This is a genomic window from Nocardia neocaledoniensis, from assembly GCF_003182135.1.
GTDB lineage: Bacteria > Actinomycetota > Actinomycetes > Mycobacteriales > Mycobacteriaceae > Nocardia > Nocardia neocaledoniensis.
Genome location: NZ_QGTL01000003.1, coordinates 468,312 through 492,716 on the forward strand (window position 1 = coordinate 468,312; position 24,405 = coordinate 492,716).

Here is a 24,405-nt window from a genome sequence, read left to right on the forward strand (position 1 = left end):
AATCGTTACAACAGCGCGGTCACATCATGCCTCACCGGCATCACCGATGTCATCGCGCCCCGGCCTCCCGGTCACCCGCGTCCAGCAACTCGGCCAGCCGCGGGCCGATCTCGGCCAGCGCCTGCGGTGAGGTCATCTGATCATGCACCACCGGGACCGGTCGATCACGCACCTCGCCGTCGACATACGGCGCCCAATTCGCCGCCGCCGTGTCGTGTCCGAGGGCACTGAAGTATTCGAGCCTGCCCCGGTAGACGCCCGGCCGGTGCTCGGCGATGAGTTCGGCCGAGCGCACGGCGCTGCGGTAGATCCGGCGCACCCGCTCCGGGGTGAGCACGGCCATGTTGGCGGGGATGATCGCGTGCAGCGCGGCCAGCCCCTCCTCGCTGAGGTCGCGCACGCCCGAGGCGGGCAGCGCCGCGCTCACGTCGACGCCGAGCTCGGCGAGGGCGTCGCGCACCGCGGTGTGGAAGTCGGGGACGTCGATGTCGGGGTGCGAGTCGAGCATCGCCAGCAGCGACACCCGCTCCCCCGCCGCCTGCAGCTGGGTCGCGACGGCGTGCGCGAGCACGCCACCGAGGGACCAGCCGAGCAGCCGGTAGGGGCCGTGTGGCTGTTCCGCCCTGATCTCGTCGACGTAGCGCCTGGCCATCTCGGCGAGGGTGCCGGGCAGGTAGCCCGCCTCGCTCAGCGCCGGCGACTGCAGGCCGAAGATCGGCCGCCGCGACGGGATGTACTGGGCGAGTCCGGCGTAGCACCAGGACAGTCCGTACATCGGGTGCACGCAGAACAGCGGCCCGCCGGCCTCGGTGCCGTGCGGCACCCGGTTGCGGATGGGCAGCAGCACGCCGAGGGCGTCGTCGGATTCGAGGTCGTAGTCCCCGGAGCTGGCGTCGATGCGCGCGGCGAGGGCGGCAACGGTGGCGTCGGTGAAGAACCACTGCACCCGCACGTCGGCGCCGACCCGGGTGCGCAGCCTGCTGATCGCCTTGGTGGCGATCAGCGAGTTGCCACCGAGTTCGAAGAAGTCGTCGTCGAGGCCGACCTTGCCCGCGCCGAGCACCTCCGCGTACACCTCGGCGACGGCCCGCTGCAACGGCGTGGCCGGTGGGCGGTAGGGCCGGGTGGTGACGGCGGGCACGGGCAGCGCGTTGCGGTCGAGCTTGCCGCTCGCGTTGAGCGGCAACGCCTTCAAGGTCACCAGCGCGGACGGCACCATGTACGACGGCAGCGCGGACCTGGCGTGGGCCAGCAGCGCCGCCTCGTCGAGGCCGGTGGCCGCCGCGCCGCTCTCGATCGAGTAGCCGGCGGCCGGGGTCGACGGCGCGGACGCCTCTGCCGCAGCGTCCGCGGGGACCACGTAGCCCACCAGGCGATCGCCGGTCGGTCCGTGCACGAGCGCGACGGCCGCGTGCCGGATCGACGGATGATCGCGCAGCACGGCCTCGACCTCGCCGAGTTCGATCCGCTGCCCGCGCAGCTTCACCTGGAAGTCGCTGCGGCCCAGGTACTCCAGGGTGTTGTCGGCGGTGAGCCGGACCACGTCGCCGGTGCGGTAGATCCGCTCGCCGCCGGCATGGGCGACGAAGCGTTCGGCGGTCAGCGCGGGCGCGGCGAGATAGCCGCGGGCCAGCTGCACCCCGGCCAGGTACAGCTCGCCGGCCGTGCCGGGCGGGACGGGCCGCAGCTGGCGGTCCAGCACGTGCACGCGGGTGTTGGCGACCGGGCTGCCGATCGGGATGCTCACGCCCGCACCGGGTTCGGCGGCCGCGGCGGTGACGACGGTCGCCTCCGCCGGGCCGTACCAGTTGATGAGGTCGACGCCGGGCAGCGCGTCCGCGAACCGCAGGGCGGTCGCGGTCGAGAGCGCCTCACCGGCCGCGAACACCCGGCGCAGCGCCGGGTACCGGCCCGCGCCACCGTCGGCGAGGAAGGCGTCGAGCATGGACGGCACGAAATGCACGGTGGTGACGCCACGTTCGGCGATCACACCGGCGAGGTAGACCGGATCGCGATGACCATCGGGCGCGGCGATGACCACGGCGGCGCCGGTCTGCAACGGCCACAACAGTTCCCACGTGGAGATGTCGAAGGTGACCGGCGTCTTGTGCAGCACCACATCGCCGGGCCCGTGCGGGTAGGCGCGCTGCGCCCAGCGGAACTGGGCGACCAGCTGGCGATGGGTGAGCATGACGCCCTTGGGCTTTCCGGTGGAGCCGGAGGTGTGGATGACGTAGGCGAGGCTGTCCGGCCGCGGCCGCTCGAACTCCACGTTGCCGCCCGTGAGGTCCAGCGTGTCGATCGCGAGGACCGGAACCGCGGCGGCGGTGTCGAATCCGGTCCCCGTGGTGGTGAGGACGCGGATCGGCGCGGCCGCCGCCAGCACCCGCTCGGTGCGTTCGGCGGGATGGTCCGGGTCGACCGGCACATAGGCCGCGCCGGTCCGCAGCACGGCGTAGATCGCCGTCACCAGGTCGATGCCGCGGCGCATGGCGACCGCGACGAGCGTCTCCGGCCGAGCGCCCTCGGCCCGCAGAGCGGTGGCGAGCGCCCGGGCCCTGGCGTCGAATTCGCCGTAGGTGAGGGTGGTCTCGCCGTCGACGAGGGCCACGGCGTCGGGGGTCTTCGCGACCTGGGCGTCGAACAGGGCGAGCAGCGTCGCCTCGTCGAGGAGTTCGGGCGCGTCGGTGGCGTTGACGGTCGCCAGCGTCGCGCGTTCCTCGGCCAGCAGCACGTCGATCTCGGCGATGCGCGCGTCCGGCGCCGCGGTGAAGCGGGCCAGCAGCATCGACAGCCGCTGGGCCAGTGCGTTGGCGGTGGACTCGCCGAAGACGTCGCGCAGGTACTTCACCGAGACGCGCAGCTGGGAGTCCGCGACGACCTGCACGGTCAGCGGGTAGTGCGTGCCGTTGGCGGCGTCCATGCCGAGCACGCCCGCCGAGCCGGAGGCGGCCTGGGCGAGCCCGGCCCGGTCGACGGGGAAGGACTCGAAGACCACGAGCGAGTCGAACAGGGCGTCGATCCCGGCGATCTCCTGGATCTCGCCGAGCCCGAGGTAGTGGTGGTCGAGCAGGGCGGCCTGCTCGGCCTGCAGACCGCGCAGCAGCTCGGCGACGGTGTCGCCGGGCCGCACCCGCACCCGCACCGGGATGGCGTTGAGGAACAGGCCGACCATGCGTTCCACGCCGTCGAGGTCGGCGGGCCTGCCGGACACGGTGGCGCCGAAGACCACGTCGTCGCGGTCGACGAGGCGGGCGATGAGCAACCCCCACGCCGCCTGGACCACGGTGTTCACCGTGACGCCGAGGCGCGCGGCGAGTTCGCTCAGGGCGGCGGTGTCGGCCTCGGTGAGCGCGAACCCGGTTTCGCCTGTCCCCGCGGCGATCTCGCGGCCCTGATCGACCGGGGCCAGCGGCGTCGGCTCGGCCAGTCCGGTGAGCGCGGTGCGCCAGGCCTGGCGCGCGGCCTCGGGGTCCTGGTCGACCAGCCAGGCCAGGTAGTCGCGATACGGCGCCACCTTGGGCAGGCGCCGGGTCCGGCTGCCGACCGCGTAGGCGATGAGCAGTTCCTGCAGCAGCAGCGGCATCGACCAGCCGTCGATCAGGATGTGATGGCTGGTGACCAGCAGGTGCGCCGACTCCGGCGTGCGCACGACGGTGAAGCGCAGCAGCGGCGCGGTGGCCATGTCGAAATGGGTGGCCAGGTCCGCCGACTTGATCCGCGGATAGGTGGCGGCGTCGGCGTCGATGACGCGCCACGGCACATCGAGGTCCTCGAGCACCACCTGCAGCGGGGTGCCCGCGGCGTCGGTCGCGAAGGCCACACGCAGGTTGTCGTGGCGGTCGAGCACGGTCTGCGCGGCCTGGTGCAGCCGCTCGTCGTCCACGGCCGGGTCGAGATCGAGGACGAACTGGGTGATGTAGGGGTCGACCGAGTTCTCCGCGAGCAGCGCGTGGAACAGCATGCCCGACTGCAGCGGCGTCACCGGCCAGATGTCACCGAGCAGCGGATAGCGCCGCACGAGCCGGCCGAGTTCGGCCTGACCGAGCCGCACCAGCGGGAAGTCCGACGGGGTGAATCCACCCGCGCCCGGCCGCAATCCGTGTTCGGCGAGGCCGCCGAGCGCGCGGATCCAGTGCTCGGCGAAGGTCTTGACGTCGTCGGCGGTGAGCACCGCGGTGGCGTAGTCGAAGCGGGCGACCATGCCGTCGTCGGTGGCGTCGACGGTGATGACGAGCGCCAGGTCGTCGGCGGCGAGGTCGGTGTGCACCCGGGCCGGGCGCAGATCGCGGAAACGCACCGCGAAGCGGCCGCGGTCGAGGGTGCGCACGCTGTCGGCGGCGTCGCCGTCGAGGTGGCGCAGCAGCCCGAAGCCTGCGCCGTGCGCGGGGACCGCGCGGCGCAGTTCCTTGGTCTGGGCCAGCGCCGCGCCCGCGGCCGGTCCGCCGACCAGGGCGTCGGCGATGTCGACGCCGTCGAGGCGAAGGGCCAGCGGGTAGTCGGTGGTGAAGCCGCCGACCACGTTCTCCGCGTCGGGCCTGCCGAGCACCCGCTGGTCGGCGCGCAGCCGCACCACGGTGCCGATCGCCCGCGCCGCCGGGGTGTCGGCGGCGGTCTGCAGGGCCAGCGCGGCCGCGGTGAGCAGCACCTCGTCGACGGTGGCGCGGTAGGCCTCGGCGACGGTGCTCACGGCGGCGGTGCCCTCGCCGGTGATGCTGAGCGAGACCCGGTTGCGCTGGCGCAGGTCGACGGATTCGGCGGCCCGCGAACGGATCGCGCGATGCCAGTACGCGCGTTCGGCGCGGGCGCGGGGCCCGGCCGGGTAGTCGGCGAGCCTGCGCACCAGGTCGCCGAGGCCCGCGTCCGGTGCGAACGGGGCGGCGTGCCTGCCCCTGCTCCACGCGGTGGTCAGCTGGTCGACGACCGCGCGCAGCGAGACCTCGTCCAGCACAAGGGCGTTGGCGACCACGATCAGGGTCGCCGGACCGTCGCCGTCGCCGGTGAGGACGAAGTGAATGTTGCGGCCCTCGTCCGGGTCGAGCGCGGCGGCGGCCGCGGCGACGATGTCGTCGACGGGCAGCGAGGACTCGCCGTCCTCGGCGTCGAGCCTGCGGAACGCGCCGCCGGTGCGCTCCTGGTGCGAGGGGATGCGCAGCACCGGGGTGGCGCCGGTGCGGTCGAGGACCGCCCACAGCATCGGGTGCTGGTTCATCACCGCGGTGGCCACCTCGGCGACCGCGTCGTCGGGGCAGTCGGCGGGCACGTCGAGCAGCACGGCGCGCGGTTCGACGGCACTCTCGCCCGCTTCGATCAGCTGCGCCGCCGTCGCGGTGAGCGGGAGCGCGGCGGGCTGGGCGCCGACGTCGGTGGTGACCTCGGCGCGCCCGGCCAGCGCGGCCACGGTGCGCGCGTCGAACAGGTCGCGCGGGCGCAGCACCACCCCGGCCGCCGCGGCGCGCGAGACGACCTGGATGGCGGTGATGCTGTCGCCGCCGAGGGCGAAGAAGTCGTCGTCGAGGCCGACTCGATCGTGCCCGACGACCTCGCCGATCACCCGGGCGATGACCCGCTCGGCGGTGGTCTTCGGCGCGCGGTACTCCTCGCGCGCGCTGACCGGATCCGGCAGGGCGGCGCGATCGAGCTTGCCGACCGGTGTCAGCGGCAGCTCGTCGAGGACGATGATCGTCGCGGGCACCATGTAGTCGGGCAGCTTCGTCGCGGCCAGCGCGGTCAGCTCCGCGGGGTCGAGCCGCTCGCCCATGACATAGGAGACCAGCATGGTCGCCCCGGCGCCGTTGTCGCGGCCCAGGGTGGTGACCCAGGAGACGCCCGGCGCGGCGGCCAGCACCGCGTCGATCTCGCCGAGCTCGATCCGCAGGCCGCGGATCTTCACCTGGAAGTCGTTGCGGCCGACGAACTCCAGCACGTCGCCGCGGCGCCGGACCAGGTCGCCGGTGCGATAGAGGCGGGTGCCCCCGCCGAACGGGTCGGCGACGAACCGGGCCGCCGTGAGACCGGAACGCCGGTGATAGCCGCGGGCCAGCTGGATGCCGCCCAGGTAGAGCTCGCCGGTGACACCTGCGGGGACGGGACGCAAGCGCCCGTCGAGGACGAAGGCGCTGGTGCCCCGGATGGGGCCGCCCATGTGCGTACTGTCGCCGGGCCTCAGCGGGTCGCTGATGCAGGTCATGATGGTGGTCTCGGTGGGACCGTAGCCGTTGTGGAAGGCGCGCTGCGGCAGCGTGTTCCAGCGGGCGACGAGCTCGGCGGGCACGTGCTCGCCGCCCACCGCCAGCGCGCGCAGGCCCGGCACGCTCGCCGGGTCGAGCGTGGCGAGGACGGCCGGGGTGAGGAAGGCGTGGGTGACCTCCTCGGACCGGATCAGCTCGGCGAGCTCGGCGCCGCCGACCGTGCCGGGCGGCGCGACGACCAGCGTGCCGGGGCCACCGAGCGCGAGCAGCAGCTCCAGCATCGACGCGTCGAACGACGGCGAGGCGAAAGCCAGTGCGCGGCTGTCGGAATCGAGGCCGTACCGCTGCTTCTGCTCGGCGCGGAAATTGGCGAGACCGGCATGGGTCACCAGCACGCCCTTGGGCAGGCCGGTGGAGCCGGAGGTGTAGATCATGTAGGCGCCGTTGCCGGGGCGCGGCACGGCCCGCAGTTCGATCTCGCGCAGCCCGATGGAGGCGTTGCCCGCGATCTCGGCGGTGAAGTCCGGGTCGTCGAGGGCGATCCAGCCCGCCTCCGCCAGCGGCGGCAGCCCGGCCAGTTCGGCAGTGAGCGTGACGCCGATGACCGCACCCGAGTCGGCGACCATGTGACTGATCCGCTCGGCCGGGTAGCCGGGGTCGATCGGCACGATCACGGCGCCGGTGCGGGCGATGGCCCACACCGCGAGCACCGATTCGATGGAACGCCGGATGGCCACGGCCACCGCGACTTCCGGTCCGGCGCCGCGCGCGACGAGGCCGCGGGCCAGCTGGTTGGCGGCGGCGTCGAGCGCGAGGTAGGTGAACCCGCGGCCGTCGCCGCGCACGGCCAGGCCGGTCGGGTTGGCGCGCACCGCGTCGTCCATCAGCTGGGCCAGCGTGCGTTCCGGTTCGGCGGGCGGCCCGGCGAAGGTGGTCTGGGCGCGGAACTCGGCCTCGTCGAGCAGCGGCACCCGGCCGACCGCGCGGTCGGGCTCGGCGACCACCTCGGCGAGGACCCTGGCGAACCGGCGGCCGAAGGCCTGGACCGTGGACTCGTCGAAAAGGTCCGTGGCATAAGTGAATTCGGCGTGCATGCCGCCGTGGTCGGGCAGTTCGCGCACGGTGAGCAGCAGGTCGAACTTGGCTTCGGCGGTGCGGGCGTCGAGCCCGCTCACCGCGATGCCGGGCAGTTCGACGGCGACGGGGGCGAGGTTCTCGAACGACAGGGCCACCTGGAACAGCGGATGCCTGCCCGCCGACCTGGCCGGCGCCACGGCGTCGACGACGCGCTCGAACGGCACATCGGCATGGGCGAAGGCGCGCAGATCGGTGTCCCTGGTCTGCCGCAGCAGCGCCGTGAACGGCTCGTCGGCGCCGACGCGGCTGCGCAGCACCAACGTGTTGACGAACATGCCGACGAGGTCATCGAGTTCCCTGACGCCGCGGCCCGCGATCGGGGTGCCGATCGCGACGTCGTCGGTGCCGCTGGTACGGGCGAGCAGCAGCGCCAGCGCCGCCTGCACCACCATGAACACGGTGACGCCCTGCGCGCGGGCGAGCGCGGCCAGCTCGGCGTGCAGCCCAGCATCGATCTCGACGGTGCTCAGCGCACCGGCGAACGACTGCACCGGCGGACGCGGCCGATCGGACGGCAGCGCGATCTCCTCGGGCAGCCCGGCGAGCTCCTCGGTCCAGTACGCCAGCTGGGCGGCCGCGGTGGACGCGGGATCGCGCTCGTCGCCGAGCGATTCTCGTTGCCACACCGCGTAATCCGCGTACTGCAGCGGCAGCGGAGTCCACGCGGGCTCGACGCCCTCGGTGCGCGCGGTGTAGGCCAGTACCAGATCGCGGGTGAGCGGACCCATGGAGAATCCATCGGCCGCGATGTGGTGGACGACGAACACCAGCACGTGCTCGTCCTCGGCCAGGCGCAGCAGCCGCAACCGCACCGGCGGGGCGGCGGTGACATCGAATCCGACGGCGACGGTGCGGCGCACCTCGTCGGCCAGGTCGGCCGCGGTGACGGGGACCGGCGTCAGATCGACCCGGATCGCTCCCGGAGCGAGCACTTCCTGCACGGGCCATGAGCCCTGGGCGACGCTGCCCGGGGTCAGCGGCTCCGCAGCGGTGCGGGCGGTCGCGGACCGAAGGGACCCGTCGCCGTGCGCGTCGCGCGTGACGGTGGACAGGGGCGACGCGACGTCGCCGTCGGCCTGCGGTTCCGAACTCGTCCCTTCGAGCACCGGGTAGCGGGTGCGCAGGACCTCGTGCCGGGCGAACAGGTCGGTGACGGCGACGCGCAGGGCGGCGAGGTCGAGCGCCCCGGTGAGGCGCAGGGCCGCGGGGATGTTGTAGACCGTGGCCTCGGGGTCGAGGCGGTTGAGCAGCCACATGCGCTGCTGGGCCAGCGAGAGCGGGAGCCGCTCGGGGCGTGGTCCGGCGACCAGCGGACGCGCGGCCAGCTCGTCGGATCTGGTGACGCGGACCGCGAGGTCGGAGACCGACGGTGCCTCGAACAGCAGCCGCACGCCGACGGCACGGTCGAGCGCCGCGCCGATCCGGGCGGCCGCCCTGGTCGCCAGCAGCGAGTTGCCGCCGAGGGCGAAGAAGTCGTCGTCGGCGCCGACCGCGTCCACGCCGAGGATCTCGGCGTACACGTCGGCCACGAGCTGTTCGGTGGGCGTCGCCGGCGCGCGGAAGGCGGCGGCCTCGAAGACCGGCGCGGGCAGCGCGGCCCGGTCCAGCTTTCCGTTGACCGTGCGCGGCAGGTCGTCGAGCACGACGAACGCCTCCGGCACCAGATAGCCGGGGAGCCGATCGCGCAGGGCCGACTTCACCTGTGCCACATCGATATCCGTGCGACCACCGGTGGACGGGGCGCCGGTGTGGTCCGCGGCATCGTCGCTCGGTCCGGTGCCGACGAGATAGGCGACCAGCCGGTCGCCGAAATGCTGATCGTGCCGTGCGAGCACGGCGGCCTTGGCGATGCCCGGCAGTCCGAGCAGTGCGGTCTCCACCTCACCCGGCTCCACCCGGAAGCCGCGGATCTTCACCTGGAAGTCGGTGCGGCCCAGGTAGATCAGTGCGCCGTCGGCGCCGCGAGCGACCAGGTCGCCGGTGCGGTACATGCGAGCGCCCGGCTCGAAGGGATCGGCCAGGAAACGTTCGGCGGTGAGCGCTGCCTTGCGGAGATAGCCACGGGCCAGTTGCACGCCGCCGAGGTACAACTCACCCCGGACTCCGGGCGGCACGGGATGGAGTCGCTCGTCGAGAACGTAGACGCGGCAGTTCCATTCGGGCAGGCCGATCGGCACGGTCAGTACGTCGGCCGTGGTCACCCGATGATCGGTGATCGACACGGCCGCCTCGGTGGGGCCGTACAGGTTGTCGATCCTCGTCTCGGGCAGCGCGGCGAGCAGGCGCTGGGCGAGTTGCGCGGGCAGCGCCTCACCGATCGCGAGGATGCGCGCCAGCGGTCGCCGCGGCGCGGAGACTGCCTGCGACGGCACGTGCGACCGTGACTCAATTTGAGCCGCGGCCGGATTCGTCTCCCAGTAGCCGACGAGCGCGTCCAGCAGGGCGGGCACCGCGGTGAGCGTGGTGACGCCCGCGTCGGCGATCAGGGCGTCGAGGTAGGCGGGATCGCGGTGGCCGTCGGGGGCGGCGATCACCAGGCGGCCACCGCAGGCGGCGGCGGACCAGAACTCCCAGACCGAGAGGTCGAAGGTGGCCGGCGTCTTCAGCAGGAAGGCGTCGGTCGGCCCGGTGCCGAATTCACCGCGCAGCCACTGCAATTGGTTGACCACCGCGGCGTGCGGCACGGCGACGCCCTTAGGACGGCCGGTCGACCCGGAGGTGAAGATGACGTAGGCCGTGTTCTCCGGACGCAGCGGCGCCCGGCGGTCGGCGTCGGTGATCGGGGACGGATCGGCCGAGGCCACCGCCGGGTGGTCGACGCGGACCATCGGCGAGACATCCGTGCGGAAACCCTTGGTGAGCACGCAGATCGGCGCCGCGGTGCCCAGGATGTAGTCGATGCGTTCGGCGGGCTGGTCGGGATCGATCGGCACGTACGCGCCACCCGATCTGGTCACCGCGAACATGGCGACGACGAGGTCGATCGAGCGCGGCAGCGCCAGCGCGACCAGCGATTCGGGGCCGACGCCCATCGAGATCAGATGCCGGGCGAGGCGGTTCACCCTGGATTCGAACTCGGCGTAGGTGAGTTCGAGCCTGCCCTCGGGCAGATCCGCGACCACGGCGATCGCCTCCGGGCGGGCCAGCGCGGGCAGGTCGGCCAGGGTGCCGCCGAATGCGGCGAGATCGGCCGCGCCCGTAGTGATCTCGGCGGCGCGCTCCGGACCGGTGCGCAGGTCGACGTCGCCGACGACCACGCCGGGCTCGGCGACGACCGCGTCGAGCAGCAGCGTCAGCCGGTCGGCGAAGGCCCGCACGGTGGACTCGTCGAACAGGTCGGTGGCGTAGGTGAAGAAGCCCTCGATACCGGTGGGTGTGCCGTCGGCGTCGTAGCCGTCGCCGACGATGAGATGCAGATCGAACTGCGAGACGGCCAGATCCGCCGCGACCGGCGCGATCCGCAGTCCCGGCAGCTCGAGCGCGGCCCGGTCCATGTTCTGGAACGACAGGCCCACCTGGAACAGCGGATGCCGCGCGGTGGAGCGCGGCGGGTCGAGCACCTCGACGAGCCGCTCGAAGGGCACGTCGGCCGCGGCGAAGGCGGCCAGATCGCTTGCCCGCTGCGCGGCGAGGAGTTCGGCGAAGGTCGCGCCGCCGTCGTAGCGGGTGCGCAGCACGACGGTGTTGACGAACATGCCGATCAGATCGTCGAGTTCGCGCTCGCCGCGCCCGGCCACCGGGGTGCCCACGGTGACCTCGGTGGCCGCGGCCAGCCGCGCAAGCAGCACGGCGAAGGCGGTGTGCAGCACCATGAAGACGGTGGCGCCGCTGTCCTGCGCGATCGCGGCCAGCCGCGCGTGTGTGGTGGCGTCGACGCGCACCGGCACCCGGCCGCCTGCCAGCGACGCCACCGCGGGGCGTGGGCGGTCGGCCGGGAGCTCCAGCAGGTCGGGCACGCCGGACAGTTCCTCGCGCCAGAACGAGACCTGTTGGGCGGCGAGCGAATTCGCGTCGTCCTCGGCGCCGAGCCGGTCCACCTGCCACAGCGCGTAGTCGGCGTACTGCACCGGCAGCGGCGCCCAGCCGGGCGCCTGCCCCGCGGCGCGGGCCAGGTAGGCGGTGGTGACATCGCGAATCAGCGGCGCCATGGACGAGGCGTCGGCCGCGATGTGGTGCACTACCACGGCGAGGACGTACTCAGCGGGCGCGTCGGGCGCGTCGGCGGTGACGTCGAAGAGCCGGACCCGCAGGGGAACCTCGGCGGTCACGTCGAAGGAGGTGGCCGCGACGGCGGTGATCTGCTCGATCAATGCCGCCGCCACGTCGGACCGCGAGGTCTCGGCGAGCCGGTGCACGGCGAAGTCGAGCGAAACCTCGTCGGGCGCGAGCACCTGCTGGATCGGGCCGGCGGGGGTGTCCGGATAGATCGTGCGCAGCACCTCGTGCCGGGCGAGGACATCGCGCAGCGCCGCGGTGAGGGCGGGGACGTCCAGGGTGCCGGTGAGGCGCAGGGCGAAGGGCAGGTTGTAGGCGGCGGCGCCGTCGGTGGCCACACCCTGGTCGAAGCGGTTGAGGAACCACATGCGCCGCTGGGCGGGCGAGAGCGGCAGTTCGGCGGGGCGCGCGAGCGCACCGAGTCCGCTGTCCGGCTCCGGTTCGGCGCCCTCCCCCAGTGTCGCGGCCAGCGCGGCGACGGTCGGGCTCTCGAACAGGGTGCGCACGGCCACGCGGGAGCCGGTGGCGGCGCCGAGGCGGGCAGCCAGCTTGGTGGCGATCAGGGAGTTGCCGCCGAGGGCGAAGAAATCGTCGTCGGCGCCGATGTCGGTGCGGCCGAGCACTTCCCCGAACAGCGCCGCGACGAGCCGCTCGGGCTCGGTGCCCGGCGCGCGGAAGGCACGAGCGGTGAACCGCGGGGCGGGCAGCGCCTTGCGGTCGAGCTTGCCGCTCGCGTTGAGCGGCAGCGCGTCCAGCACGGTGATCGCGGCCGGAACCATGTAGGCGGGCAGGGTTTTCGACGCCACGGCGCGCAGCCGATCGGGATCGGCGGCCTGTCCCGGCGTCGGCACGACATAGGCGACCAGCTGGTCGCCGAGCTCGCTCGGTGCCACCAGCGCGACCGCCTGGCTCACGGATTCGTGCCCGAGCAGCGCGGTCTCGATCTCCCCGAGCTCGATGCGCTGGCCACGGAACTTCACCTGGAAGTCGATGCGGCCCAGGTAGTCCAGGCGATGCGGCGCGGTCGCGGTCGGCGGGCGCCACACCACGAGGTCACCGGTGCGGTACATCCGGCGGCCCGCGTCGAACGGGTCGGCCACGAAACGGTCGGCGGTCAGTCCCGGCCGCGCGACGTATCCGCGCGCCAGCTGATCGCCCGCGAGATAGAGCTCTCCCGCGATCCCGGGCGGCACCGGTCGCAGGCGCGAATCCAGCACGTAGACACGGGTGTTCCACTCCGGTAGCCCGATCGGCACGGTGCGCTCGCCCGCGCGGGCAGGCCAGTAGGTGACCGAGACCGCGGCTTCGGTCGGCCCGTACAGGTTGTGCAGGCGCGCGGAGCAGACGGCCGCCATCGCGTCCACGGTCTCGGGCGGCAGCGCCTCGCCGATCACGAAGACGTCCCGCAGCGAGCCCAGCGCGGCGGCGTTCGCCCCCGCGGCCTGGGCGGCGAACACGGTCAGCATCGAGGGCACGAAGTCGGTGACGGTGACGCCGTGCCGCTCGATCAGGTCGATCAGGTACGCCGGGTCGCGATGCCCGTCCGGCGTCGCCAGCACCAGCGTCGCGCCCACGCGCAGCGGCAGGAAATAGCCCCACAGCGAGACGTCGAAGGTGGTCGCGGTCTTCTGCAGATACACATCACCCAGGGCCAGTGGGTATTTCGCCAGCATCCACACCAGCTGGTTGTGGATGGCGGCGTGCGAGATCGCCACGCCCTTGGGCTTGCCGGTGGAGCCGGAGGTGAAGATGACGTACGCGGGATGGTCGGCGCGCAGGGGCGCGCGCAGTTCCGCCGGACGGACCGGGTCGACGGAGACACCGGTGGTGTCGAGCGCGTCGAGGAGCAACAGCTCGGTGCCCGCCGGCACGGCCATGGCCTCGGCGCTGAGAACGGCGGCGGGGCGGGCGGTGTCGAGGATGTGGGCGATGCGCTCGGCCGGATGATCGGGGTCGAGCGGCACGTACGCGCCACCGGCGGTGAGCACCGCGTACATCGCGATCACCAGCTCCGGCGAGCGCCGGATCGCCAGGCCGACCAGCTCCTCCGGGCCGACACCGGCCCGGATCAGCAGCCGGGCCAGCGCGTTGACCCGCTCGTCGAACTGCCGGTAGCTCAGCTCCGCGCGTTCGTACACCAGCGCGGTGGCGTCCGGATGCGCCTGTACCGCACGGCGATACGCGTCGAGCATGAGTTCGGGCGCCACCGGGTGGGCGGTGTCGTTCCAGGCGACGAGGGTGGTGTCGCGTTCGGCCGCGGTGAGCAGGTCGATCTCGCCGACCGCCACCTCGGCGTCGGCCGCCACCGCACCGAGCAGGTGCGTGAAGCGCGCGGCCATCGTCGCGATCGACTCGGCGTCGAACAGATCGGTGGCGTAGGTGAAGGAGGCGCCCATCGGCTCGGTCGGCGCGGCGCCGGGCACGATGGTCAGCTGCAGGTCGAAACGGGCCACTGTGCCGCCGAATTCGACCGGGGTGGCGTCGAGCCCGGGCAGGCGCAGGTTGGGCAGGTCCAGGTTCTGGAAGAACAGCGCCACCTGGAACAGGGGGTGGTGCGCCTGCGAACGGACCGGGTCGAGCAGCTCGACGAGCCGCTCGAACGGCAGGTCGGCGTTCGCGAACGCGGCAAGGTCGGTGCGCTTGGTCTCGCGCAGCAACTCGGCGAAACTCACCCGCTCGTCGACGCGGGTGCGCAGCACGAGCGTGTTGACGAACATGCCGATCAGGTCATCGAGCTCGCGGGCGCCACGACCGGCGACCGGCGTGCCGACGGCGATGTCGTCGGTGTGCGCGAGCCTGCTCAACAGCACCGCGAAGGCGGCGTGCACGACCATGAACTCCGAGGCGCCGCAGCGCTGGGCCAGGTCGGCCAGCGCGGTGTGCACCGACGCGGGGATCTGGAACGCGAATTCGGCGCCGCGCCCGGTGAAGACCGGCGGACGCGGCCGATCGGTGGGCAGGTCGAGCCGGTCCGGCAGTCCGGCCAGCGCGGTGCGCCAGTGCGCGAGCTGGGCCGAGGCCGGCGACTGCGGATCGTCCTCGGCGCCGAGCAGCTCGCGATGCCAGATGGTGTAGTCGGCGTACTGCACCGGCAGCGGTCCCCAGCTGGGCCGCGACCGGTTGCGCCGGGCCAGGTAGGCGCCGAGCAGGTCGCGCAGCAGCGGCGCGATGGACGCGCCGTCGGCGGTGATGTGGTGCAGCGCCACGGCCAGCACGTGATCGCGCGGACCCAGCTCGGCCAGCGCCACCCGCAGCGGCACCTCGGCGGCCACGTCGAAGCCGGTGGCGGCGAATTCGCCCAGCCACAGCGGCAATTCGTCCTCGCTGAGCGTGTCGACGAGCACGTCGGGGACGGCCTCGGCGAGCGGCAGCACCACCTGGTGGCCGACGCCGTCGACGACCGGGTAGTAGGTGCGCAGTGATTCGTGCCGCTGCACCAGGTCGGTGAGCGCCGCGTGCAGCGCGCGCGGGTCGAAGGGTCCGGCCAGCCGCAGCGCGAACGGGATGGTCTCGGCTGTCGAGGCCGGATCGAACTGGTTGAGGAACCACATCCGCTGCTGCGCGGGCGAGAGCGGCAGGAATTCGGGCCGCTCGCGGCGCGTCGGCGCGGCATGGCCGCCCGCGCCCTTGAGCGGCTCGAGCAGTTCCGCCAGGCCTGCGACCGTCGGGCTCTCGAACAGGTGGCCGGCGGGCACGCGCGCGGACAACTCCGCGCCGAGCCGGGCAGCCGCCTGCGTCGCCAGCAGCGAGTTGCCGCCGAGGGCGAAGAAGTCGTCGTCGGCGCCGATCCGCTGTTCCGGCGCGAGCAGTTCGGTGAAGACGTGCGCGACCAGCTCCTCCATCGCGCCCGACGGCGCGCGGAATTCCTTGGCGCGCAGGGTCGGTGCGGGCAGAGCGGCGCGGTCGAGCTTGCCGACGGGGGTGAGCGGGATGGCGTCGAGCACGGTCAGCGCGGTCGGCACCATGTGCGCGGGCAGCCCGGCCCTGGCGTGGGCGAGCAGCTCGTCGGAGTCGATCCGCGCGCCCGGCGCGGCGTGCACGTAGGACGCGAGAATGGTGGTGCCGGTGTCGAGCTGATGCCCCACCGTCACCGCGAAGTCGACGGTGTCGTGCGCGCTGAGCACCGCGTCGATCTCGCCCAGCTCGATCCGGAAACCACGGACCTTCACCTGGAAGTCGTTGCGGCCAACGAATTCCACCGCGCCGTCGGTGCGCCTGCGCACCAGGTCGCCCGTGCGGTACATGCGGCCGCCGGCGGGATCGAACGGGTCGGTGACGAAACGGGCGGCCGTCAGGGCCGGTCGCCCGTGATAGCCGCGGGCCAGCTCGTTGCCCGCGATGTACAGCTCGCCGATCATCCCGTCGGGCACCCGGACCAGGCGTTCGTCGAGGACGTACTCGGTGACCCCGCGCAGCGGCGGGCCGAAGTTCACGGCCGCGCCCGGCGCCAGCGCGGCGCTGATATTGGTCATGATCGTGGTCTCGGTCGGCCCGTAGCCGTTGTGGAAACGCCGTGTGCCCGAGGGCAGTTCGATGGCCCAGCGGCGGACCATGGCGGGCGGGACGTCCTCGCCGCCGCTGGCGATCACGACCAGATCGTCGAGGCCGGTCGGGTCGAGCGAGGCGAGCGCCGCCGCCGTGATGAACATGTGCGTCACCGACTCGCGGCGCAGCACCTCGGCGAGCTCGGCGCCACCGAGAATGCCAGCGGGCGCGACCACCATGGTCGCGGCGGCGCCGACCGCCATCAGCAGTTCGAGCACGGCGCCGTCGAAGGAGGGCGAGGCGAAGTGCAGGGTCCGCGAGGTGGGCTCGATGCCGTAGAGCGCGCGCTGTTCGGCGCTGAATCCGGCCAGGCCGGCGTGGGTCACCACCACGCCCTTGGGCAGACCGGTGGAGCCCGAGGTGTAGGTGATGTAGGCCGGGTGGCTCAGCCGCAGCGGGCGCACCCGGTCGGCGAAGGTCACCGGGTCACCGGGCTGTTCCTCGGCGGCGCGACGCACGGCCGGATCGTCGAGACACAGCCAGTCGACGGTGTCCGGCAGCCGGTCCAGCGCGCCGCCGACGGCGAGGCCGAGGACGGCGCCGGAATCGGCGAGCATGTGCGTCACCCGGGCGGGCGGATAGTTCGGGTCGACCGGCAGGAACGCCGCGCCCGCCTTGGTGACCGCCCACATGGCCAGCACCGAGGCGGCCGAGCGCGGGATACCGATGGCGACGATGTCCTCCGGGCCGACCCCGCGCGCGATCAGCAGGCGGGCCAGCCGGTTGGCGCGTTCGTCGAGTTCGGCGTAGGTCAGTCGCACGGGCGCCGCGACGCCGTCGTCCCAGGTCAGCGCGAGGCCGCCCGGGTTCGACTCGACGGCGACAGACATCAACTGCGGCAGCGTCTTGCCGCGTTGCCTACCCCTGGCACCGGATGCCCTGCCGGCCCGGGTCACGCCAGGTCCCTCCGCTCGACGGAGCCGACCAGCCGTTGCCCAGTCATGCGCACCTGCACCTATCCATCCATCCCCGCCGCCGTGCGCCGCTGCTGCGGCACCCCGGCGTTGCCGATCATCTCACTCAACGCCACGATCGTCGCCCCGGTGCCGTCACCGGGTGCGGCCACCGCGACCGCCGACTCGGTGAACACGTGGCTCACCTCGTCCTCGCCGCCGTCGTCCGGCGCCATCACCAAGGTCGCGCCCGCGATACCGGTCGCGACGATCTCCAGTACGCCCGCCACCGAATCCGGCCGACCCGCCGCCCGCGTCCGCGATTCGAAGCTGAGTCCGGTGCGCTGGGCCACTCGTTCGGCGGCGCCGGCCAGCTCGTCGTAGGTCAGCGTGCGGCCGCCGCCGACGAAGGCCACGTCGTCACCCCGCAGGGCCCTGGTGCGGTGCGCGTAGCCGATCGGGCGCGGCGATTCCGCGGCCAGTTCCGCGATCAGCGCCGGGTCGGCCAGGTCGTACCAGTCCAGGCCGTCGGGCGGGTCGAGGATGTCGAGGGCCAGGCCGAGCTTCACCTCGAGCCGGTCGGTCAGCGCGGCGTCCATCGTCATCATCGGCACCACGGCCGCGCCCGCTTTGAGCACTGCCCAGGTCGCGATGGCCGCGTGCTGCCCGCGCTCGAGGCGGACCGCGACGCCGGTGCCAGGGCCCGCGCCCCGCGCGATGAGCGAGCGCGCCAGCCGCGACGATCTGGCGTCGAATTCGTGGTAGGTCAGCTCGGCGTCGCCCAGGTCGATCGCGGGCGCCTCCGGGTCCTCCTCCACGGCGGCGGCGAGCTCCTGGGCCAGGGCCGCGCCGTTGGCCGACGGCGCGGGCGCGTAGGCCGCCGCGGTGAGCTCGCGTTCGCGCTCCCTGGCGTCGCGCAGGTCGATGTCGCCGACGCGCACCGCCGGATCGGCGGCGACGGCGGTGACGATCTCGGCCAGCCCGCGCGCGAACGCGGCGACGGTCTGCTCGTCGAACAGGTCGGTGGCGTAGGTGAGGACCACGTTGAGCTCGTCGGGCTCCCCCGTGGCCGTGAGCCGCGGTTCCACGTTCACCTGCAGGTCGAACTTGGCGGGCCGGGCAGCCAGGTCCATCGCCTCGATGGTGAGGCCGGGCAGCCGCAGCACCGGGGTCTCGTTGTTGTGGAACGAGAGCACCACCTGGAACAGCGGATTGTGCGAGACGGTGCCGCTGGGCGCGACCTCGTCCACGATCCGCTCGAACGGCAGGTCGGCGTTGGCGAACGCGGCCAGGTCGACCTCGCGGGCCGCGGTGACCAGCTCGTCGAAGCCGCGCGTCGGCGCCACCTCGGTGCGCAGCGGCAGCGTGTTGACGAACATGCCGACCAGGTCGTCGAGTTCGGGCTCGCCGCGCCCCGCGATCGGGGTGCCGATGACGATGTCGGTGCTGCCGGACAGCCTGGCCAGCAGCACGGCCAGCGCCGCGTGCACGACCATGAACAGCGACGCGTTGTGCTCGCGGGCGATCTCGGCCAGCCGGGCGTGCACGTCGGCGGGCAGCGTGGTGGTCACATCGGCGCCGCGCAGCGAGGCGTGCGGCGGGCGCGGATGATCGTGCGGCAGTTCGACCGTGCCGGAGTAGCCGTCGAGGGTGTGCCGCCAGAAGGCGAGTTGCCTTGCCGCGGTGGAGTTCTCGTCGCTCTCCTCGCCCAGGACCGCGCGCTGCCACAGCGCGTAGTCGGCGTACTGCACCGGCAGCGGCGCCCAGCTCGGCGAACGGCCCTCCACCCGCGCGCGATAGGCGATCACCAGGTCGCGCGCCAGCGGCGCCAGCGAGGCGCCGTCGGCGATGATGTGCTGCACGACGACCGCGAGCACGTGCTCTTCCTCGGCCAGCGGGTCGGTGTCGGGGACGGTGAACAGCCCGGCGCGCAGGGGAACTCGCTCGGCGACGTCGAATCCGCCTGCGAGCAGCCACATCACGCGGTCGCGCAGGTCCTCGGTCTCCTCGATCGGCAGCCCGGTCGGCAGGACCGCGCTGACCGGCATGATTTCCTGGTACGGCACGGCGTCGGGGCCGTCGGCGGGGAAGCGGGTGCGCAGCGCCTCGTGCCGTTCCAGCACGTCGGCGACCGCGTAGCGCAGCGCGGAGGTGTCCAGCGCGCCGCGCAGCCGCAGCGCCAGCGGGATGTTGTAGGCGGGCGAATCGGGGTCGATCCGGTTGAGCAGCCACATCCGCTGCTGGGCGGGCGAGAGCGGGATGACCCCGCGATCCTGCGCCGGGACCAGCGGCGGGCGCGGCGCGGCGACGGCGCCGGGACGCACCCGGGCGGCCAGCGCGGCCACGGTCGGCGCCTCGAACAGGTCGCGCACCACCAGGTCGGTGCCGAGGGCCTGGTCGATGCGGGCGATGGCCCTGGTGGCCAACAGCGAGTTGCCGCCGCGGTCGAAGAAGTCGTCGTCGAGGCCGACCTCGGGCACCCCGAGCAGCGTCGCGAAGACCTCGGCGACCGCGAGTTCGATCGGCGTCGTCGGCGCGCGGAACGGGCCCACCGCGCTGAACTCGGGCGCGGGCAGGGCGGCCCGGTCGAGCTTGCCGTTGGTGGTCAGCGGCAGGGCGTCGAGTACCACCACCGCGTCGGGAACCATGTAGCCGGTGAGGAATTCGCCGACCGCGGCCCTGACCCCGGCGGGGTCGAGCGCCGCGCCGTCGACGCCGACGACATAGCCGATCAGCCGGTCGCCCGCGTGCTCGTCGGCCCGCACGACGACCGCCGCCTGGCCGACGCCCGGCACGCCGAGCAGCGCCGACTCGATCTCGCCCGGCTCGATCCGGAACCCGCGCAGCTGCACCTGCTGATCGCCGCGCCCGCCGTACTCCAGCACCGGCGTGCCGCGGAAGCCGATCCAGCGGCCGAGGTCGCCGGAGCGGTAGCGCCGCGATCCGGGCGGACCGAACGGGTCGGCGACGAATCGCGTTGCGGTCAGGCCCGGCTTGCCGAGGTAGCCGCGCGACACCTGCTGGCCCGCGATGTAGAGCTCGCCGGCGACGCCGAACGGCACCGGCCGCAACCGGTCGTCGAGCACGGCGACCGAAAGACCGGGCAGCGCACGGCCGATCACACTGCTCGGCAGCTCGATCGCGCCACCGTCCATGTTCAGGTGCGAGACATGCACGGTGGTCTCGGTGATGCCGTACATGTTCACCAACTGCGGTGCGGCGGGGCCGGTTCCGTACCTGGCGTACCACCGGCTGAGCTTGCGCGGATCGAGCGCCTCACCGCCGAAGACGATGTAGCGCAACGACAGCGGGGCGGCGCCCGCGGCCTGCGCGGCGCGGTCGGCCTCGTCGAGCTGGGCGAAGGCGGTGGGGGTCTGGCTGAGCACCGTCACCCGTTCGCGTTCGAGCAGCTCGCGGAACTGGATCGGCGACCGCGAGGTGAGGTGGTCGACCACGACCACCGACGCGCCACCGGCCAGCGCGCACCACAGTTCCCACACCGAGAAGTCGAAGGCGAAGGAGTGGAACACCGACCACACGTCGTCGACGTCGAACTCGAACAGCAGCTGGGTGTTCGCGAACAGCTCCAGCACATTGCGGTGGCTGACGCCGACGCCCTTGGGCAGGCCCGTCGACCCCGAGGTGTAGATGACGTAGGCCAGATGGTCCGGCCGCAGCGGCGCGCGCCGCTCGGCGGGCGCCAGCGGGGTGCTGGGATACGCGGGCGCGGCGTCGACGAGGACCACCGGCAGTTCGGGAGCGGGCACCGACCCGCGCTCGGCCGAGGTGGTCAGCAGCACAGTGGGTTTCGCGTCGCCGAGCACGTATTCGAGGCGCTGCGTGGGGTAGCTGGTGTCGATCGGCAGGTAGCCCGCGCCGGCGAGCAGCACGGCGAACAGCGCGACCGGCAGCTCCTCGGTGCGCGGGACCGCTACGGCCACCAGGGTTTCCGGCCCCGCGCCGTGCGCGATGAGCGCGCGGGCCAGCGCCGAGGCACGGCCGAGCAGATCGCCGAAGGTGAGCGAGTACTCCCCCGCCCGCACCGCGAGCGCGTCGGGACGCTGCTGCGCCTGCGCGCAGATCAGGTCGGCCAGGGTCACCTCGGGCACCTCGATGCCGGGCGAATCACCTTCGCGCAGCACGAGTTCGCGTTCACCGGGAGCCATCACGTCGATGTCACCGACCGGCACCGACGGGTCGGCCACCACGGCGGCGAGCACCCGCGTCCAGCGGTCGGCGAAATCGGCGACGGTCGCGTGGTCGAACAGATCGGTGGCGTAGACGAAGGTCGCGGCCATGCCCTGCGGCGCGCCGTCGGCGCCGATCCGCTCGGCCAGCTCCACCTGCAGGTCGAATTTCGCCAGCGGTACGGCGAAGTCCGCGGCCGACACCGCCAGCCCGGGCAGGGCCAGGTCGGTGCGCGCCAGGTTCTGGAAGGTCAGCATCACCTGGAACAGCGGGTGCCGCGCGGTCGAGCGCACGGGCTGCAGCAGGTCGACGAGCCGTTCGAACGGCACGTCGGCGTGGCCGAACGCGGCGAGGTCGCGGGTCCGGACGTCGGTGAGCAGCTCGCTGAAGCTCGCCGCCGGGTCGACCTCGGTGCGCAGGACGAGCGTGTTGACGAACATGCCGATCAGCTCGTCGAGCGCCTGCTCGCCGCGACCGGCGACGGGGGTCCCGATCGCGATGTCGCGGGTGCCGGAGAGCCGGGCCAGCAGCAGCGCCAGCGCGGTGTGCACGACCATGAACAGCGTCGCGTTGTGCTCGCGCGAGAGCGCGGTCAGGCCGGCGTGCACCGAGGCGGGCACCTGGATGCGCAGGGTGCCGCCGGACCGGCTGGCGACGGCCGGACGCGGGCGGTCGGCGGGCAGTTCCAGCTGTTCGGGCAGGCCCGACAGGGTCTGCCGCCAGAACGCGACCTGCGCGGCGAGCAGCGAGTTCGGGTCGTCCTCGGCGCCGAGCAGCGCGCGCTGCCACAGCGTGTAGTCGACGTACTGCACGGGCAGCGGCGGCCAGTGCGGCGCGCCGCCCCCGCGCCGTTCGGCGTAGGCGGCCAGCAGGTCCCTGGTCAGCGGCGCGAAGGAGAAACCGTCGGCGGCGATGTGGTGCACCACGCAGACCACGACGTGTTCGGTCGCCGCGGACTCGCCGTCGGTGTCGGCGCGCGATTCGGCGATCGCCAGGACCCGCACGCGCACCGGCGGGGCGGTGGTGACGTCGAAGCCGGTCAGCGCGGCGTCAGCGATGGCGTCGCCCAGCTCGCTCTCGGAGATCTCGCGGATCTCGAACTCCGGGGCCGCGGCCGGATCTCCCGGCGCGAGGACCACCTGGTGGCCTTCGCCGTCGAGCACCAGGGCATCGGGGCGGGCCCACGCCTCGCCGGTACCGCTGTCGCGCGCCGGGTAGACGGTGCGCAGGACCTCGTGCCGGGTGACCAGGTCGGTGACCGCCGCGCGCAGGGCGGGCAGGTCGAGCCGACCGGAGAGCCGTACCGCGACGGGGATGTTGTCCACCGCGGAATCGGGATCGAAGCGGTTCAGGAACCACATCCGCTGCTGGGCATAGGACAGCGGGATCAGCTCGGGCCGGTGCTGTCTGGTCAGCGGGAGCGTGTGCGCCGAGAGCCGTTGCTGTTCGGCCTTGAGGGCCAGCGCGGCCACGGTCGGCGCCTCGAAGACCGCCTGCACCGGCACGCGCACGTCCAGCGCGGCGCCGATCCTGGCGACGGCCTGCGCGGCCAGCAACGAGTCGCCGCCGAGTTCGAAGAAGTCGTCGTCGGCGCCGACGCGGCCTGCGCCGTCACGCAGCAACAGCGCGGCGAATACGTCCGCGACCACCTGTTCGGCGGGCGTGGCGGGGGCGCGGAAGCCGCGCGCGGTGAACACCGGGGTCGGCAGCGCGGCCCGGTCGAGCTTGCCGACCGGGGTCAGCGGCAGCTCGTCGAGCACCATCATCACGGCCGGGATCATGTACGCGGGCAACGATCCGGACAGGAACTCCGCCAGCTCCCCGGTGTCGACCGTGCGACCGACGCGGGGCAGCACGTACGACACCAGCGCGGTGGCCCCCGAGGGCATGGTCTTGCCGACGGTCACCGCGTAGTCGAGGTCGGGATGCGCCGTGAGGGCGTTGTCGATCTCGCCGAGCTCGATGCGGAAGCCGCGCACCTTCACCTGGAAGTCGGTGCGGCCGAGGTATTCGAGGGTGCCGTCGGCCTCCAGCCTGCGCACCAGGTCGCCGGTGCGGTAGAGCCTGCCCTCGCCGAACGGCGAGGCGACGAAGCGTTCCGCGGTGAGCCCCGGCCTGCCCAGATAACCCTGGGCCAGTGCGGGACCGGACAGGTACAGCTCGCCGACGACCCCCGCGGGCACCGGCCGCAAACGGGCGTCGAGCACGTACAGCCCCATGCCGGGCACGGCCCCGCCGAGCGTGATCGGCGCGTGCGGGTGCAGCGGCCCGGTGCTGGTGGCGAGGATGGTCGCCTCGGTCGGCCCGTAGCCGTTGTGGAAGGTGCGGCCCTCGGTGGCCCAGCGCCCGACCAGTTCCGGCCCGAACCGGTCACCGGCGACCACGACGACCCGCAGATCCGGCAGCCCGGCCGGGTCCACCGATTCGAGCGCGCCCGGCGTGATCAGCAGGTGCGTGATGTGTTCGCGGCGCAGCAGATCCGACAGTTCGAAGCCGCCGAAGATCCGCGGCGGCGAGATCACCAGGGTCGCGCCCGCGGTGAACGCCAGCAGCAGTTCCAGCACGGAGACATCGAAATTCGGCGAGCAAACGTGCAGCACGCGCGATTCCGGCCGCACGCCGAAGTGTTCGCGCTCGGCGCCGGCGAGCGAGGCGAGCCCCGCGTGCGTGACGACGACGCCCTTGGGCCTGCCGGTGGAACCGGAGGTGTAGATGACGTAGGCCGGGTGCCGGTCGTCGATCTGACGCACCCGGTCGGCGTAGCTCACCGCGTGCGCGGGCCGGGCGGAGATGCGCTGGGCGACCACCGGATCGTCGAGTTCGATCCAGTACAGACCGGTGCCGAGGGTCGGCCGGTGCGCGGCGACGGTCAGCCCGAGCACCGCGCCGGAGTCGGCGACGATGTGGGCGATGCGCTCGCGCGGATAGGCCGGGTCGACAGGCACATAGGCGGCGCCGGTCTTGGCGATCGCCCAGACCGCGAGCACCGACTCGATGGACCGCGCGATCGCGAGGGCCACCACGTCGCCCGCGCCGACGCCGCGATCGATGAGTTCCCTGGCCAGACGCGAGGATTCCTCGTCGAGTTCACGGTAGGTGAGCTGGCGCTCGGCGCCCGGCATCCCCGTCGGGTTGTAGCGGACAGCTATCGACTCGGCCGCGGATTCGACCGCTGCCGTGAGCAACTGACCGAACAAAGGCGTGCCGGCGATGCGTCGACGGCCGGCACGGCCAGT

Annotated in this window: 2 protein-coding genes; both read right to left on the reverse strand. The window is 73.1% G+C overall.

Annotation, left to right across the window (positions count from 1 at the left end; genetic code table 11):
* Positions 1-49 precede the first annotated feature (49 nt).
* The gene (locus DFR69_RS35140) at positions 50-16,984 is read right to left on the reverse strand and encodes an amino acid adenylation domain-containing protein (protein ID WP_425271597.1); all 16,935 of its coding nucleotides are present in this window, start codon (positions 16,982-16,984) and stop codon (positions 50-52) included.
* Between the two features lie 59 nt (positions 16,985-17,043).
* Positions 17,044-24,354 carry a non-ribosomal peptide synthetase gene (locus DFR69_RS10335; RefSeq protein WP_244198190.1) on the reverse strand — a complete coding sequence of 2,437 codons (7,311 nt, stop codon included), beginning with the start codon at positions 24,352-24,354 and terminating at the stop codon, positions 17,044-17,046.
* Positions 24,355-24,405 lie beyond the last annotated feature (51 nt).